At 64.2% G+C, this 16345-nt stretch carries 15 protein-coding genes; 1 reads left to right on the top strand and 14 read right to left on the bottom strand.

All coding sequences use genetic code 11. The features are described from left to right. Positions 1–5 precede the first annotated feature (5 nt). The 7 genes from JO965_RS19795 to JO965_RS19765 form a co-directional block, all read right to left on the bottom strand. A complete protein-coding gene (locus JO965_RS19795) occupies positions 6–554 on the bottom strand; it encodes a F0F1 ATP synthase subunit B' (protein ID WP_203440717.1) in 549 nt (182 codons plus the stop codon). Positions 555–790: 236 nt separating this feature from the next. After that, a complete protein-coding gene (locus JO965_RS19790) occupies positions 791–1015 on the bottom strand; it encodes a F0F1 ATP synthase subunit C (protein ID WP_099508815.1) in 225 nt (74 codons plus the stop codon). A 56-nt stretch (positions 1016–1071) separates the two neighbouring features. After that, positions 1072–1800 carry a F0F1 ATP synthase subunit A gene (locus tag JO965_RS19785; protein WP_203440716.1) on the bottom strand — a complete coding sequence of 243 codons (729 nt, stop codon included), beginning with the start codon at positions 1798–1800 and terminating at the stop codon, positions 1072–1074. A gap of 60 nt (positions 1801–1860) precedes the next feature. Further along, complete coding sequence (locus JO965_RS19780) at positions 1861–2232, bottom strand: AtpZ/AtpI family protein (RefSeq protein WP_203440715.1); 372 nt, start codon at positions 2230–2232, stop codon at positions 1861–1863. Between the two features lie 206 nt (positions 2233–2438). Then, entirely contained in the window at positions 2439–5906 is a 3468-nt protein-coding gene (gene smc, locus JO965_RS19775; RefSeq protein WP_203440714.1) for a chromosome segregation protein SMC, read from the bottom strand. A 45-nt stretch (positions 5907–5951) separates the two neighbouring features. Then, on the bottom strand, positions 5952–6590 hold the full coding sequence (locus JO965_RS19770) for a DsbA family protein (RefSeq protein WP_203440713.1): 639 nt from the start codon (positions 6588–6590) through the stop codon (positions 5952–5954). A gap of 72 nt (positions 6591–6662) precedes the next feature. Then, on the bottom strand, positions 6663–7172 hold the full coding sequence (locus JO965_RS19765) for a DUF721 domain-containing protein (protein ID WP_371826807.1): 510 nt from the start codon (positions 7170–7172) through the stop codon (positions 6663–6665). A gap of 77 nt (positions 7173–7249) precedes the next feature. On the opposite strand from JO965_RS19765, the gene mutY reads away from it, so the two are divergent. After that, positions 7250–8353 carry an A/G-specific adenine glycosylase gene (mutY, locus tag JO965_RS19760; RefSeq protein ID WP_203440712.1) on the top strand — a complete coding sequence of 368 codons (1104 nt, stop codon included), beginning with the start codon at positions 7250–7252 and terminating at the stop codon, positions 8351–8353. On the opposite strand, the gene JO965_RS19755 is transcribed toward mutY, so the two are convergent. The 7 genes from JO965_RS19755 to JO965_RS19725 form a co-directional block, all read right to left on the bottom strand. Further along, the gene (locus JO965_RS19755) at positions 8354–9250 is read right to left on the bottom strand and encodes a LysR family transcriptional regulator (protein ID WP_203440711.1); all 897 of its coding nucleotides are present in this window, start codon (positions 9248–9250) and stop codon (positions 8354–8356) included. A gap of 136 nt (positions 9251–9386) precedes the next feature. Continuing rightward, on the bottom strand, positions 9387–11198 hold the full coding sequence (locus JO965_RS19750) for an iron ABC transporter permease (RefSeq protein WP_203440710.1): 1812 nt from the start codon (positions 11196–11198) through the stop codon (positions 9387–9389). Then, entirely contained in the window at positions 11195–12175 is a 981-nt protein-coding gene (locus JO965_RS19745) for an ABC transporter substrate-binding protein (protein ID WP_203440709.1), read from the bottom strand. Before JO965_RS19745 ends, JO965_RS19750 begins: the two co-directional genes overlap by 4 nt. Positions 12176–12318: 143 nt before the next feature. Then, the gene (locus tag JO965_RS19740; protein WP_246776628.1) at positions 12319–13515 is read right to left on the bottom strand and encodes a site-specific DNA-methyltransferase; all 1197 of its coding nucleotides are present in this window, start codon (positions 13513–13515) and stop codon (positions 12319–12321) included. A gap of 157 nt (positions 13516–13672) precedes the next feature. Continuing rightward, positions 13673–14311 (bottom strand): ribonuclease HII, encoded by a 639-nt coding sequence (locus JO965_RS19735; protein WP_203440708.1) that lies wholly within the window; start codon positions 14309–14311, stop codon positions 13673–13675. An 11-nt stretch (positions 14312–14322) separates the two neighbouring features. Beyond that, positions 14323–14730: a GFA family protein gene (locus JO965_RS47985; RefSeq protein ID WP_246776627.1), complete on the bottom strand. Its 408-nt coding sequence runs from the start codon at positions 14728–14730 to the stop codon at positions 14323–14325. Positions 14731–15076: 346 nt separating this feature from the next. Continuing rightward, a complete protein-coding gene (locus JO965_RS19725) occupies positions 15077–16162 on the bottom strand; it encodes a PA0069 family radical SAM protein (RefSeq protein ID WP_246776907.1) in 1086 nt (361 codons plus the stop codon). Positions 16163–16345 lie beyond the last annotated feature (183 nt).

The raw sequence follows: 16345 nt of genomic DNA, 5'->3' as shown, positions 1-16345 counted from the left end.
CCCGATCAGGCCTTGATCTGGTTGAGAGCGGCTTCGACCTTCTGTGCGGCCGGAGCCTTGCCGGTGAGGCGCTCGATGATGGCGGAAGCCGTGTCGCGGGCGATGGCATCCACGTGGCTCATGGCCTCCGCCTTCTTGGATGTGATCGTCGCTTCCGCATCGGCGAGGCGCTGGTTCAGGTCGGCCTCGAGCGCCTTGCGCTTAGCGTCGCTCTCAGCCGCGAGCTTGGCGCGGGTTTCTTGCGCGAGAGCCTGTGCACGGCCCTTGGCCTCAGCGAGAGCCTTCTCGTAGGCGGCGCCGGCTTCTTCTGCGCGGAATTTCATGGCAGCCGCGTCGTCGAGATCGTTGGCGATCATCGCGCGGCGGTTCTCGATGATTCCGCCCAGACGGGGAAGGACCAGCCGAGAGAGCAGGGTGTAGAGCACCACGAAGGTGATCGCCAGCCAGAGGAGCTGACCGGCATAGGTTTCCGTCTCGAAGGGCGGAAAGCCGACATCCGCATGAGCGCCGCCAGGGGCCTCTGTTGTGGCATGGGTCGTCTGAGCCTGAGCCATGGAGCAGATCCTATAAAGGACGAGTAATCCTAGCATCGGACCCAAAAGTGGTTTCCACTTTTGGGATTGATCCGATGCTCAATCCCTAAACTGGCGTATCGTTCAGTACGGAAAACCGGTTCCCACTTTTCCGCAAGATACGCCTGAAACATGAATGACGGCGGTTCAATCCGCCGTCACCCCTGTTGAGGCGAAGCGCCTTAGCGCGCCTCAGCCTCCCGATCACCGTCTTGAGATTAGGTGAAGAGCAGAACGAGAGCGACGACGAGACAGAAGATGCCGAGACCTTCTGCGAGCGCCGCACCGATGAAGGCGCGGGCGAACTGGCCGTCGGCAGCCGACGGATTGCGCAGAGCGCCGGAGAGGAAGTTACCGAAGATGTTGCCGACGCCCATAGCGGCGAGACCCATGCCAATGCAGGCGAGGCCCGCGCCGAGGTACTTGAAAGCAATCGGATCCATTGTGATCTCCTTGGGAATACTGTGATCGGGAGGGAGGGAAGTAACTCGGCGCAGACCTAGTGGCCCGGGTGCAACGCGTCGTTGAGGTAGATGCAGGTCAACACCGTGAAGACGTAGGCCTGCAAAGCGGCGACGAGGAACTCGAGCGCCATGAGAGCAACCGCCATGAGAAGCGGCAGCGGAGCGAGGATCGTCAGCGCTCCGCCGGCGCCCAGCAGCGCCACAACGAAGCCAGCGAAAACTTTCAGCGCGATGTGTCCCGCGAGCATGTTCGCGAAAAGACGCAGACTGAGCGAAATCGGGCGGGAGAGGAACGAGACGAGTTCAATCACCACGATGAAGGGCAAAAGCCATGCCGGCACGCCCGACGGCACGAAGAGACCGAGAAAGTGGGTGCCGTGCTTCATGAAGCCGTAGACCACCACCGTGCCGATGACGAGCATGGCGAGGGCAAAGGTGACGATGACGTGGCTGGTGACGGTGAAGAAGCCCGGGATCATGCCGAGCAGGTTTGCCGTCAGCACGAACATGAAGAGGGAGAAGACGAGAGGGAAGAACTTCATCCCCTCCTTGCCTGTCGCATCGACCAGCGTGTTCGCGACGAAATCGTGCAGGACCTCGGCCACCGACTGGGCACGGCCCGGGACCACGGCGCGCTTACGCGTGGCATACAGCAGGCCGCCCACGATCACGGCGGCGGCGCCGACCATGAACAGGGACGAATTGGTGAAATTGATGACCGGAATGATGGGCTTGATCTGGAATTGTTCGATCGGGCTCGCCATGATCCGCTCTCAAAGTTCGATGTTATCAAATGCCGTTCGGCGTTCGAAAGCCTAAGTCCTTCACCGCTTATCGTGATACCGGGCGGGTTTCACCATCCCAGCTGCTCGCATCAAGTTGAGCATCCCGGCGCAGAAGCCGAGTATCAGACAAACGATCAGACCCCAAGGGGAAGTCCCGAACAGGCGATCGACAAGCCAACCCAGAATTCCACCGGCCGCAACTCCTGCAACGAATTCGGCCGAGAGCCTGAAGGCTTGGCCGATGGCGTTGGAATCTGACGTCGGGCGGGCGCGAGGCTCTGACTCGGCTCGATGTGCGGATGCTTGGGAGATCCGTTCGTCGAGAGATTTCAGTCTCGCTGACAGGTCGGCATCGTCGGCGCTGCCCGGTTTCCGCTCACTTTCACCGTTCCGCTCATGAGGGCCCGCCATTGCGATCTCCTTTGAAGCGTTGCGGGAAAATGCTTGGAAGCCCAGCCCCGAAAGCCGGGCGCACCATATGAGCGGGGGTCCCCCCTGTCAAGGACCGTCTGCAAAGATCTAAGTCTTTGAAATATTTTAGATAAGTGTGTTTTCGAGCGGTCTCGGGCTCAAAGCGCACATGTTTTTGAGGCCGAAGCAAGGCGGGCCTGAAAGCCTTAGGCTACCTCAAGAATGCGCTCGGCGCTCTGCAGGTCAACGGAGACGAGCTGCGAGACACCCCTTTCGGCCATGGTGACGCCGAAGAGACGGTCCATCCGCGCCATGGTGATCGGGTTGTGGGTGATGACCACGAACCGGGTGTCGGTCTGGCGAGCCATGTCTTCCAGAAGGGCGCAGTAGCGCTCCACGTTGGCGTCGTCGAGCGGTGCGTCCACTTCGTCGAGCACGCAGATCGGCGAGGGATTCGTGAGGAAGACCGCGAAGATCAGCGCGGTGGCCGTCAGGGCCTGCTCGCCGCCGGAGAGCAGGGTCATGCTCTGGGGCTTCTTGCCAGGCGGCCGGGCCAGGATCTCGAGGCCGGCCTCCAGCGGATCGTCCGAATCGACCAGGGTCAGCTCAGCCGTGCCGCCGCCGAAGAGGGTGGTGAAAAGACGCTGGAAGTGGGCATTCACCACATCGAAGGCAGCAAGCAGCCGCTCGCGGCCCTCGCGGTTGAGGCTGCCGATGGCCTGGCGCAGACGCTTGATGGCCTCGACGAGGTCGTCCCGCTCGCCGGTGATGCCGTTGTACTTGGTCTCGAGTTCGGTCAGCTCCTCGTCGGCACGCAGGTTCACGGCGCCGAGGCGCTCCCGATCGGACTTCAGTGAATGAAGCTTGGATTCGATCTCCCCGTGCGAGGGCAGCTGGACCCCCTCTTTCAGGCCAGCAAGCTCGATGAGGCCAGCCGGGGTGGTCTCAAGGTTTTCCGCGATGTTGCGGGTGATTTCGGCGAGGCGCGCGATGGCGGCTTCGTGGCGGGCTTGGGAGCCGGCGCGGGATTCGCGGGCGGCGGAGAGCGCCTCCAGGGCGGCGCGGGCGGCGCGGTCCGTCTCGGCGAGGCCTGTCTCGGCATCGGCGAGGTGATCGGCGGCATCCTTGCGCTTCGCTTCGGCCTCTTCGACCTCACTGATGAGGGCGCGGCGGCGCTGCAGATAAGTGTCGGGCGCTTCCAGCAGCCGCTGGTGCTCGTCCTGCGCGCGCTCCAGGCGCTCGCCGAGATCCTCGAAGGCCTTGGCGGCGCGGGCAGTGCGCTCGGTCCAGAGGCGGATATCGGCGGCAATCGATTCCTGTCGGCGGCGGCGCAGTTCCGCCTCGTGCATCAGGGATTGCAGGGCAGCGCGGGCCTCAGAGGCGGCGGCCCGACGCTCGGCCACGCGGGTACGCTCTTCGAGCAGGCGGCTTTCGAGATCGGGTGCCGGGGCGAGATCCTGCAGGGCGCTCTCGGCATCCTGCACGCGTTCCAGCGCTTCTGCCTCGCTCTCGGAGAGGCGGGCAAGGCCTTCCTGCAGGGCCGAGCGGCGCTGGCCGAGCTCGGCCTCCTTGCGCTCGGCGGCCGCCAAGCGGGTGCGGGAGGCATCAAGCGCCTGCCGGGTCTGGCGGGCGGCCTCGATGGCCTGCATTTCGTGAGAGGCCGCCCTGCGCACGGCTTCGAGCGCCCCTTCGGCCTCGTGGCGCAGGTGCTCGGCCTGTTCGCGGGCTTCAGCGGCCTCGCGTTCCAGGTCGCCGAGGCGATTCTTTTCCGCCAGACGGCGCGCGGCCGGGGAGGGCGTCTCGGCGGCGGTGGTGAAGCCGTCCCAGCGCCACAAATCGCCTTCCTGCGAGACAAGCCGCTGGCCGGGTTTCAGGAGGCCGCGCAGACGAAGCCCGTCGGCCTTGCTCACCACGCCGATCTGGCGCAGGCGGCGCTGCAGCTCTGCCGGGGCGCGAGCCAGCTCGGCCAATGAGCGGACGCCATCCGGCAGGGATGGATCGTTCTCGCCGATTCCGGTCATTTCCCAATGGTGAGGAGCCGACGGATTGGTCGAGGCTTCGAGATCGTCGCCGAGAGCGGCGCCCAGCGCCGTCTCGTAACCCTTGTCGACTGTGATCTGGTCGAGGGCCGGAGGCCAGAGGTCGCCGATGGCGGAGGTCACGAGCTTCGCGAGCGTCAACGCCTCGGTTTCAAGGCGCTGCGCCTTGCGCTCTGCCTCGTTGAGGGGCTGGCGCAGGCGGTTCTCGGCCTCCCGGGCGGCGGACAGGGTCTCGCGCGCCTCGATCACCGCCTCTTCGGCGCTCTGAGCCGTCTCCTCAGCAACCGCCGCTTCCTCGCGCAAGTCGTCGAGGGAGGGCCCGTCCTCGGGCGAAGCGGAGAGCGCCGCGATCTCGCGCTCGAGCCGCTCCTTCTCGGATCGGAAACGGGAGGCGCGCTCCATCTCCTCGCGCACGGCGCGCTCCAGGGCGGCGCGGCGGGCATTGAGGTCGGAGGTCTGGGCCTGCAGGGCGCTCAGGGCCGCTTCGGCCTCGGCCAGCTCAGCCTCGGCATTCTGCAGGCGCTCCTCGGCCTCGGCGCGAACGTCGTCCGCCCCGTCGGTGGTGAGCGAAATCTCGGCGGCTTCGGACTGGAGACGCTCGATGGTGGCCTCGGCATCCGTGCGCTGCGCCGCCTCGCGGGCGATGTCGCGGTTGAGATCGCCGATATGGCGCTCCAACTCGACCACGCGCTCCTTGGAGCGGCGCTCTTCCGATTCGAGCTCGTTGCGGGCATGGGTCAGGCGCTGCAGGGCAGCGGCGGCGGCGGCCTCGGCCTGCCGCAGGGCCGGGATGCCATGGGCGGAGACGGCCTGAGCCGTGGCGGCCCGGGTCTGTTCCTCGGTGGCGTCGGCGACCGCCTTGAGGTCTTCGGCGACCTGACGCTCGGCGGTGGCGGCCTGTTCCCGCGCCTCCGAGAAGCTGATGGCGTACATCAGGGCTTCGAGCCGGCGGATTTCGGCCGAAAGGTTCTTGTAGCGGGAGGCCTGGCGGCCCTGGCGCTTCAGGCTCTCGATCTGGCTTTCCAGTTCGCGGATTACGTCCTCGACGCGAACGAGGTTGTCCTCGGCGGCCTTGAGGCGCAGCTCCGCCTCGTGCCGCCGGGCATGGAGACCGGCGATGCCGGCGGCATCTTCCAGGATGCGACGGCGGGCCTGGGGCTTGGCGGAGATGATCTCGCTGATCTGGCCCTGGCGCACGAGGGCAGGCGAGCGGGCGCCGGTGGCCGCATCCGCGAACAGGATCTGCACGTCGCGGGCGCGGACTTCCTTGCCGTTGACCCGGTAGGTCGAGCCTTCCTCTCGCTCGATCTTGCGCGAGATTTCCAGGAGATCCGTGTCGTTGAAGGCAGCCGGGGCCGTGCGCTCGCCGTTGTCGATGGTGAGCATCACCTCGGCCCAGTTGCGGGCCGGGCGGCCTCCTGAGCCGGACGAGCCGGAGAAGATGACGTCGTCCATCCCCGTGGCGCGCATGTTCTTGTGGGAGTTCTCTCCCATGACCCAGCGCAGAGCCTCGACGAGGTTGGACTTGCCGCAGCCGTTCGGCCCGACGACGCCGGTCAGACCCGGTTCGATCAGGAAGTCGGTCGGCTCGACGAAGGTCTTGAAGCCTGCAATGCGAAGGCGCGTCAGCTTCATGGACGCGCCTTCCTGTCCCGCCCTTGAGGGGCAGGGTGATGGAGCTTATTCGCCCAGGATAGGCTTGATGACCTTTTCAATCTCATCGATCGACAGGCTTCCAGGATGACGCTGACCATTGATGAAGAAAGTCGGCGTGGAGTCCACACGGAACTGCTCCATACCCCGGTTCTTCACCGCGTTGACTGCGTCATATAGTTTCTGGTCCTTGAGGCAAGCGTCAAATTTTTCCTGTGAAAAACCTGCCTGGCGCATGAGCCCGCGCAGCGCGTCCAGCGGCTTGTCGGTGAAAGCCCAGTTCCGCTGCTGCTCGAAGAGAAGGTCCGTGATCGGGTAATACTTGTCGTTGCCGTCGCAGCGGGCGAGCATGAAGCCGGCCGTGGCGAGCGGGTCTAGGGGGAACTCGCGTAGGACGAAGCGGATCTTGCCCGTGTCGATGTAGCGCTTCTTCAGCTCGGGCCAGGTGGTCTTGTGGAAATTGGCGCAGTGCGAGCAGGTCAGCGAGGCGTACTCGATGATCGTCACCTTGGCGTTTTCCGGGCCGAGGGCCACGTCCCCGAGGGGGCCCTGGACCGCGAGGTCCGATACAGCCACGTTCTGGGCGAAGGCCGGCAGGCTCGTGGCGAGATAGGCCGTCGCGGCTGCGGTCCCGAGAAGCTGAAGCGTCTGACGCCGGGTGATCATTTTAGGGAGGCTCCTGAAGAGATTTCGTCCTGCGGTAGAATGCCTTGCCGTTCCTGGCAAGCGCCAGCCATCTCACGCTTTCGTGCGTGAACCGGAGCTGACGATCGCCTGACCCAGCCGGTCGAGCGCTGCCTTCAAGGATTCCTCCTCGATGGGCTCAACGGCCCTGTCGACCTTCTCCCGATCCGCGGGAGTGAGGACGGGAGGAGCCGGGCGCTTCTTCTCAACCCGCCGCACAGGCCCTTGTTTCAAAACGAGCCTCCCGATGCAGCGCCAGCCGTAATAGGTGTTCACCCGGTCGATGACGGTGGGCGCGAGGTGCTGGAGTTCGAGGGCGAAGGCGCTCTCGACCCGGATCACGAGCGTTGCAGGGTCTGGACGCGCCTCCGGATCGGCATGAGGGCTCTTGCGCTTCCACTCGATCTTGAGCGGCTGGGTGAAGGCGGCAAGCCGCTCGCCGACGATATCGGGCCAGGTCATGATGATGTCAGAGGTCGCAAAGCCTTGCGCCGCCAGGCTGGGAGACAGGCAGACGTCGAGAAACTCGGCAAGGGGGCGGGCCAGAGGCCTTGGGCGTCTCAATGTCGCCTCGGTCGTCTCATGTTGAATGTCCAAAAGCCGCGTTGGAATATGCGGTGTAGAACGCTATTCCGAATTCCATGTTAACGCCCGCCCCGAGCGCGACCAAGCCCGATCCTCAAGACCTTCTCGCCTGGTACGATCGTCACCGGCGCGAATTGCCGTGGCGCGCCCTGCCGAGCGTGATTGCGGATCCTTACCGCGTCTGGCTGTCCGAGATCATGCTGCAGCAGACGACGGTGGCGGCGGTCAAACCCTATTATCTGAATTTTCTGGATCGCTTTCCGACCGTCGAGGCCCTGGCCGAGGCGCCCTCAGAGTCGGTCATGCAGGCCTGGGCCGGCCTCGGCTATTACTCCCGCGCCCGCAACCTCCATGCCTGCGCCAAGGCGGTTGTGGACAAGCATGGCGGGCGCTTTCCGGGGACGGAGGCAGAGCTCCTGAAGCTTCCCGGCATCGGCGCCTACACGGCAGCGGCGGTCGCGGCCATCGCCTTCAACGAGAAGGCGGCGGCGGTCGATGGCAATGTGGAGCGGGTGATGTCCCGCCTCTTCATGGTCGAGGAGCCGCTGCCGAAGGCCAAGTCCCTGATCCGCGCCTTGACCGAGGAACTGGTGCCCGACGACCGGCCCGGCGACTTCGCGCAAGCGGTGATGGATCTCGGCGCCACCATTTGCACGCCCAAGCGGCCGGCCTGCGCGCTCTGCCCCTGGATGGTGCCATGCAAGGCTCGGGCCGAAGGCCTGCAGGAGACCTTCCCGAAAAAGCAGAAGAAGGAGAGCGGGCAATTGCGGAAAGGCGCGGCCTTTGTGGTCTTGCGCGCCGATGACACGATCCTGCTCCGCACCCGTCCGCCGCAGGGACTTCTCGGCGGCATGGCCGAGCCACCGACGAGCGAATGGATGCCCGATTACGAGCCCTCGCGCGCCGTGCTCGACGCCCCCATCGAGGCCCGCTGGCAGAGGCTGCCGGGCACGGTGAAGCACGTCTTCACCCATTTTCCGCTCGAACTCACGGTGCTCTTCGCCAAGGTCGCCAAGGGCACGCCCGCGCCTGACGAGATGCGCTGGACGCCGCGCCTTTCTCTCCACGAGGAGGCACTGCCCGGCGCCATGAAGAAGGTGCTGGTGCATGCGCTGGGAGACATCCCGGGCGGGAAGGCGAAGGCTTCCGCGAAAGCCTGATCAGGCGCCCACCAGTGCCTTCTGGTTCTTCTTGAACAAGGCGGCCAGCGCATTGGCCACACGTGTCACGTTGGGGCGGTTGCGGCTGCGGCGGTGCATGACGAGGAAGACGTCCTCGATCAGGTCGCCCTCAGGCTTCGTCACCTGAATGAGATCCGGGTCCGAATCGCCGAGCCAGCAGGGGAGGAAGGCGGCCCCTAAGCCTGCTTTGGCTGCCTGGTAGCGGATCGGCATGTCACCGATGCGGGCGGCGATGGTGCGGCCTTGCGCGAACTCGGCCACATAGGCCGCCTGACGGGAGAGGGTCGGATCCTCGGGCGGCGCGATGACAGCGGTCGGATTGTCCGTGCGGGCATAAATGGCAAAGGCGATCTGCCCGATCTTGCGCGCAATGAGATCGTCCGTCCCTTCCGGCAGGTTGCGCATCCGCAGGCCGATATCGGCCTCGCCGGAGGCGAGATCGAGCCTGCGGCGGGTCGGGATATAGGCGATCTCCACGGGCGCTGCAGCTTCGTGCAGCTCCGCCGCGTAAAGGGACAGGAAAAGCGTCACCGAAGCAGTCGCCGTGACCCTCACCGGAGCGTCGGGATCCGGCCGGTAGGCTGCCGCTGTTCGCGACACGATTCCGGCCGCTTCGCCCATGGGGCTTGCTGCTTCGAGGATGGCCTGGCCTGCTTCCGTGAGTTCGAGATTGTTGGGTCCGCGCTGAAACAGCGAAAGCCCGAGCGTCTCCTCCAGCACCTTGATGCGCCGCGCGATGGTCGGCTGGCTCTGTCCGAGCGCCTTGGCGGCGCTGTTCATCGATCCATGAGCCACCACGGCGAGAAAGATCCGCAGGTCGTCCCAGGACGGTTCGGTGAAGGCGAGACGGAAGGGATCGAGAGACGAAGAAGCCATGAGAGGATGCTAAAGCGTTGAACCGGGTTCGGCATAGGGGGATGTTCCGGCTTGGGGACAACCGGACCATCGCGCAAAGGCCGTTCGCCCGCAGCCCGCCAGGAGCATGGGAGACCTGTTCAGTTTTGATGAGGCTTCAAGCGCCGAGCGCCGGTTTTGGCTCAAGCTGGTTGATCGTTCGAGCGCGAGCCGGTGCATGAAACGGCTTTGTGCTCATGCGCAGCTCATTGTCCGTCTCGCATTGCCAGGGCAGGGCACCTGCCGGCAGGTATCTGCCCAGAGCATCGAGGATGAGCATGGTGATGGTCACGACGCCGATGATAACGATGGCGACGGCAGAGGCCTGGCTTGCGAGCCCGGCTTCTTCGAGGTTGTAGAGCACCACGCCGATGGTCTCCGTTCCGGCCGACCAGAGCAGGGCCGAGACGGTGAGCTCGCTGAAGGCGAGCAGGAACGCCATCAAGCCGCCCGCGACGGCGGCGGGGAGCAGGGAAGGAAGCACGATGCCGAAAAGGCGCTGCGTCAGGCGGGCACCGTCGATGGCTGCGGCTTCCTCCTGCGCGACATCGATCTGCACCATTCCCGCAAGCACGGGTTTCAGCGCCACCGAGAGGAAGCGGGCAAGATAGGCGAAGACGATGATCCAGGGTGTTGCATAGAGTGAGAAGCCAAGGAGCGGCAGCGGCTTCAGGAACAGGAGAATGCATGCGATGGCGAGCACGATACCTGGCAGCACGTAAGAAATTTCGAGGAGAGATATCGCAAGAATTCTCCATCGTCCCATCAAGCGGATCAATCCGTAGGCAATGGGCACGACGATCAGCGCCAGCAGAAACGCCGCGCCGCCGGCATAGAGCAGCGAGTTCGTGAAAGCGCGGATCGTGACATCCTGGCGCGCCAGCACTTCGATGAAGTTGTCGAGGGTAATCGTCGTGAATGACAGAGCCATGCCGTAGGATGGAACGAGAGCGGAGGCCAGCAGCGACAGGATCGGCAGGACGAGGGTCACAGCCAGGACGAGACCGACGAGGATCTCGACGCCGATGCGCGCAGACCCAAGAAACCAGAACGGCTTCACCGGCGCGTCATCCTCCAGATGCACGCCATCCTTGCGCGTGAGAAACTGGCTTGCTCCAACACAGACGAGCGCGATGGCCGCGACGAGAAGGCCGAGGGCCGAGACATCGCCGATCATGCCAGTGCCGAAACTCGACAGGCGTCGATAGATGAGCACGGGCAGCGTCAGATAATTCACCGGTGCGCCGAGGAGCGCGGGAATGCCGAAATTGCCGATGCCCGCCACGAAGGCGAGCAGGGCCGCGCTGACGAGATGCGGACGCAAGAGCGGCAGAACGTGATCCGTGAGGATTCGCCACGGCTGTGCGCCGTCGATGCGCGCTGCCTCGGTGACGGCGAGAGGAATGCGCTTCAAGCCGGCGCTCATCACCACATAGACGAGCGGCGCATGGTGCAGGCCGAGCACCAGGATGATGCCGCCGCGCCCGAGCATCGGATTGGCGCTGCCCGCTTCAGGTGCGAGGCCAAGCGTGTTCAGGATCGGCGAAGCCGGGCCGACGAGATGGAGAAAAGCAAGCGCGATCACCTGGGGTGAGATCATCACCGACAGGACGAAGAGAAACGATGCGATGCGGCGTCCGCGGATATCCGTGATGCCCAGCACGAGCACCATGGCCGTGCCGAGCGGCAATGCCAGGAGCGTCGACCATAGCGCCGTTTCCAGTGAGGCCTGTGCTGCCCGTAAAGCCGAGCGGCTGGAGAGCGCCGAGAGCATCGCATCGGGATTGAAGACGCCGCCGGGAAAGAGCGCAGCCAGCAGCAACCGTAAGGCGGGCAGAACGTCGAAGACGAAGATGATCAAAGCGACAAGAGCGAGGAGGCCGAAACCTCCCCGCTCCAGGAATGACTTGGTTTGGATGTGATGTCTCACTGTCCGAAGATATCGGCGAAGGCCGCCTTGTTCTTGGTTTCATCGGCAAGCGCTTTGGCCGCGTCGAAGCTCATGACCTTGATCTGATCGCGCGCCGGATAGCCGGCCGGCAGCGCGACAGCGGGATGAGCCGCGATGTAGCCCTGCTTCAGCGCGAGTTCCTGGCCATCCTTCGAGAGCACGAAATCGACGAAGGCGCGGGCCGCATCCGGATTCTTCGTGGTCTTGAGAATGGCGACGGGCTCGGACACGGCCGAGACGCCTTCCTTCGGGAACACGAACTCGACGGGCGCGCCCTTGGCCTTCTCGCGGATCGGCATGTAGTCGACGATGACGCCATAAAGCTTCTGGCCGCCGGCCACCTGCTTGAGCACGTCGCCGTTGCCGCCGCCGGCGATGGCATCGTTGTCCTTGAGCGCCTCATAATATTTCCAGCCGCCGTCCATGGTGCCGGTCAGCGTCGCGGCGTGGATGAGGGCTGCGCCCGAGGTGAGCGGGCTCGGCATGACGAGCTGGCCCTTGACCTCAGGCTTGGTGAGATCCTGCCAGGAGGTCGGCTTGAATGAGGCCTTGGTGTTGTAGGCGATGCCGGTGGTGATCAGCTTGGTGGCGAACCAGAATTTTTGGGCATCGTGAATGCCTGCGGGATAAGCCGAGACATCTGCCGTCTCATGCGCCAGCAGGCGGCCCTCCTTCTTCAGGCCCTCCATGGTGACGCTGTCGGCAATCAGCAGTACGTCGGCCTGGGGTTGACCGGCCTCGAACTCGGCACTCAGCTTGGCAAGAATCTTCGGGGTGCCGTCGCGGACGAAGGTGACGTTGACGCCGGGATGCTTCGCTTTGAAGGCATCGATGGTCTGCTGGGCGTCGGTATTGGGTTGGCTCGTATAGAGAACGAGGTTGCCGGAGAGCCCTTGTGCCTGCGCGAAAGCGGGCACGAGAACGGCGAGCAAGGGCAGGAGGCGCTTGAAGGACACGGGACAATCCTCTCTTTGGGTAAGGCTTTCCCCGCGCTAGCGGTGTTGGATGACGCCTCTGTGACGAAAAGCCTAGTGCGGCAAACGAAAAGGGCCAGCGCACGGCCAGCCCTTTAGCAGATTTACGATGTCGCAGTGAAGTCTCAGGCCGCCAGCTCGGCCCGCACCTTCGCACGGAACTCATCGATGGAGACGAGCTTGCCCTGCCGCTCCACATTCCAGAAGGTCCAGCCGTTGCAGGACGGAAATCCTTGCGTGAGCGCGCCGATCTTGTGGATCGAGCCAACGATGGCGCCGAGCGCGAGCGTGCCGTCGGCACGCACCACCGCCTTGTGGCGTCGGCGCTCATCCACCAGAACCTCGCCCGCCTTCACATGGCCGCTCTCGATGAGCGACAGGAAGGGCACGCGCACTTCCGTGCGCTTCTCGGGTGCTGCGGCGATCGACACGTCTGAGAGCGGCTCGACCGCATCGATGCGCTTGCGCGCCGCCTTGGCATAGGTCGAGTCGCGCTCGAGGCCGATGAAGTTGCGCCCGAGCATCTTCGCCACCGCACCCGTCGTGCCGGAGCCGAAGAAGGGGTCGAGCACCACGTCGCCGGGATTGGAGGAGGAGAGCAGGATGCGTGCGAGCAGAGCCTCCGGCTTCTGCGTCGGGTGCACCTTGCGGCCTTCGGCGTCCTTCAAACGCTCGTCGCCGGTGCAGATGGGGATGAACCAATCCGAGCGCATCTGCACGTCTTCATTGCCGGCTTTGAGCGCATCGTAATGGAAGGTGTAGCCCTTCGAATCCGCGCCTTTCGAAGCCCAGATCATGGTCTCGTGCGCGTTCGTGAAGCGGCGGCCCTTGAAGTTCGGCATCGGGTTGGCCTTGCGCCACACGATGTCGTTCAGGATCCAGAAGTTCAGATCCTGCAGGGCCGCGCCCACGCGGAAGATGTTGTGGTAGGAGCCGATGACCCAGAGCGTCGCGTTCTTCTTCATCACGCGGCGCACGGCCAGAAGCCAGGCGCGGGTGAACGCGTCGTAATCGGCAAAGCTCGCGAACTTGTCCCAGTCGTCGTCGACCGCATCGACGAGGCTCTGGTCCGGACGCGTCAGCGCCTGTTCGAGCTGGAGATTGTAAGGCGGATCCGCGAAGACCACGTCCACGCTCTCAGGGGGAAGCTTCTCGAGATTGGCGATGCAATCGCCGAGAAGGATCTCATTGAGAGGAAGAGAATGCGGCAGGACGGAGAGGGGCGGTTTACGCCCCGTCCGAGGAGCCGGCGCAGACCGCCCGGTACGCGAGACACTGATCCGGGAGGCGGCGCCGGCAGCCCCGGTACGCAAGGTACCCATGGGTGATCACCGGTTACGCAACTGACACTCCGGATCATGATGGGATAGGGTAAAGAGGAGGTTTCCAAACGCGCAGAATTCCAAATATTTTGGATCGGCAAATCTTGCCTACGCATTGAAAAGATTGAGTTTTTTCGTTAATTAGCGTTAAGGGAGGTTACAGGTCCAGTAACCCTTGGCGTAAGGGTGAAAAACTCAAGCGATGGAACGGGCAGGGACCCTCGCTCGCGATCACCGTGAGATGTGCCTTCGTGCTGTAACCTGCGTTGCTGGCAAAACCGTAAGCGGGATAAGTGTTCCCAAGCCGCGTCATCATGCGGTCGCGGACCACTTTCGCCACGATGGACGCGGCAGCGATCGAAGCGATGTGCGAATCACCCTTGATGACCGCTTGCGTCACGCAGGGTAGGGCGGGTGGATCGTTGCCATCGACAAAGGCCATATCCGGCTTGCAGGGAAGGGCAGCGAGCGCCCGGCACATGGCGAGCAGCGAGGCCTGCCGGATGTTGATGGTGTCGATCTCCTGATGCGACACCGAGGCGATGCCAACATGAGAGGTCGCGAGGATTTCCGCAAACAGCGCCTCGCGCCTGGCGGCCGTCAGCGCCTTCGAATCGGCCAAGCCCTGAGGCACGTTGTCGAGATCGAGCACCACCGCCGCCGACACCACCGGTCCCGCCAGCGGCCCACGCCCGACCTCGTCGAGCCCGGCGATGCAGGTATAGCCCTGCTTACGGGCGGAAAGCTCGCTGTCGAGGCCGAGGCCGGATTTGGGAGGACGAATCAGGATGGTCATTGTGTGGAAGCTTATAGGCGATCTGCTTCCTCTCGTGGACCGGGCCATTCCGCGCGGGCCATCGGGTCGACGACCGTCATGCCGATGCCTTCCGTGGCTCGGGTCGGGATCGTTGAAGGATCGAAGTCGTCGAGGCAGAAGATGTTCACACCGTAATGGTCGGGCGCGGCCCGCTTGCGGTGAAAGGTGTAGATGCCGCAGCGCGAGCAGAAGTAGTGCTTCGCCCGTCTCGTGTTCCACTGATAGAGCGACAGTGCCTCTTCGCCTGACAGGATGGTCAGGGCGCTCTCGTGGACCTTCGCCATCAGCGCGTTCTTCTTCATGCAGAGCGAGCAGTCACAGGTCGTCAGTTCAACGATCTCCGCGTCGATGCAGAAACGGACGGTGCCGCAATGGCATGACCCTGTGTGGCGCAGCACGATGGACTCCGGTGCTTGATGAGGACGGGGCACTATAGCGATCGGTTGCCGCGTGGCCAGAGCGGGGCTGGGTGAGGGAGTGGATTCGTCATCCCGGACGGCGAAGCCGATCCGGGATCGCCAGACCAGTAGAACCCTGTCATCCCGGGGCCGCGCAGCGGAGCCCGGGATCCATAACCGCTGACGATGCAGAAAGATGCACGACGCTGTTCGCTCTCCTGGGAGGTCGTGGTTCTGGATCCCCGCCTGCGCGGGGATGACAGTGTCGAGGTTCGTGCGCCACATTCTGCACACGATCCCGGATCGCCTCCGGCGTCCGGGATGAAACTCACGGCAAGCCGTTCGCTCAAAACAAGCTCAACTGCCCTGCCTCCTTCGGCGGCACCTGGAACAGGTCCTTGCGCAGGCGCAGGTTGCGCTTGTTCAGGCCGAGACGCTCGGCGGCGGTTTCGAATCTCCGGCCGAGCATCCAGGCATAAGGGCCGATGCCGGATTGGCGGGTGCTCCACTCGGCATCGTAATCCTTGCCGCCGCGCGCCTCCTGCAGCAGCGTGAAGACGTGCTTGAGCTTGTCCGGGTAATGCTCGGCCAGCCAGTCGCGCATCAGATCCTTGAGATCGTGGGGCAGGCGCAGGAGCACGTAGCCCGCTTCCTCAGCGCCTGCGGCGGCGCAGGCCTTCAGGATCGCCTCGATCTCGTGGTCGTTGATTGCCGGGATGATGGGCGCGACCAGGACCGAGACAGGAATCCCGGCCTCCGTCAGCCTCCTGATCGTCTCCAGGCGTTTCGCTGGCGTGGCGGCGCGGGGCTCCATCCTGCGGGCGAGCTTCGGGTCGAGCGTCGTCACCGAAATAGCGACCTTGGCGAGCTGCCTCGCAGCCATCTGGCTCAGGATGTCGATGTCGCGGGTGACGAGGGCCGATTTCGTCACGATGCCGACGGGATGATTCATCCGGTTCAGCACTTCGAGGATGGATCGCGTGATGCGGAAGCGCCGCTCGACCGGCTGGTACGGGTCGGTGTTGGAGCCGAGCGCGATCGTCGTCGGCTGATAGTTCGCAGCCCGCAGCTCCTTTTCCAGAAGCTCCGCTGCATTGGGCTTGGCAAAGATCTTGGTCTCGAAATCGAGCCCCGAGGACAGTCCCTGGTAGGCGTGGGTGGGCCTCGCGAAGCAATAGGAGCAGCCGTGCTCGCAGCCGCGATAGGGATTGATCGATTTGTCGAAGAGAATGTCCGGCGAGTCGTTCTTCGTGATGATCGTGCGTGGCTTCTCGACGATCACTTCGGTCGGCAGGGTCGGAAGGTCCTCCTCGATATCCCAGCCGTCGTCGAAGCTTTCGCGCTGCGCCGGCTCGTAGCGCCCGGACGGGTTCGCGGAAGCACCCCGGCCGCGCCGACGGTCCACCTCGACGCGATAGGCCGGATCGTCCATGCGCCGCCGCGCTGCCTCCGCCGCCTCCAGAGGCGTGCGCTTTACAGGCCGGGTAAGGAAGGGATCGCGGGCAGGATCTTTAGCGCGAACACTCATGGCGGCCTCAAACGAATCTGTCGATTAAGGCTCCAAGCTTAAGAACAAACAGGGAACAAAATCAAGAGATCATCGGCAAGAATGTCC

The organism is Microvirga sp. VF16, from assembly GCF_016864375.1.
Lineage (GTDB): Bacteria > Pseudomonadota > Alphaproteobacteria > Rhizobiales > Beijerinckiaceae > Microvirga.
Note: the sequence above shows the minus strand (reverse complement) of the source record. Positions and strands in the feature narration are given on the sequence as shown.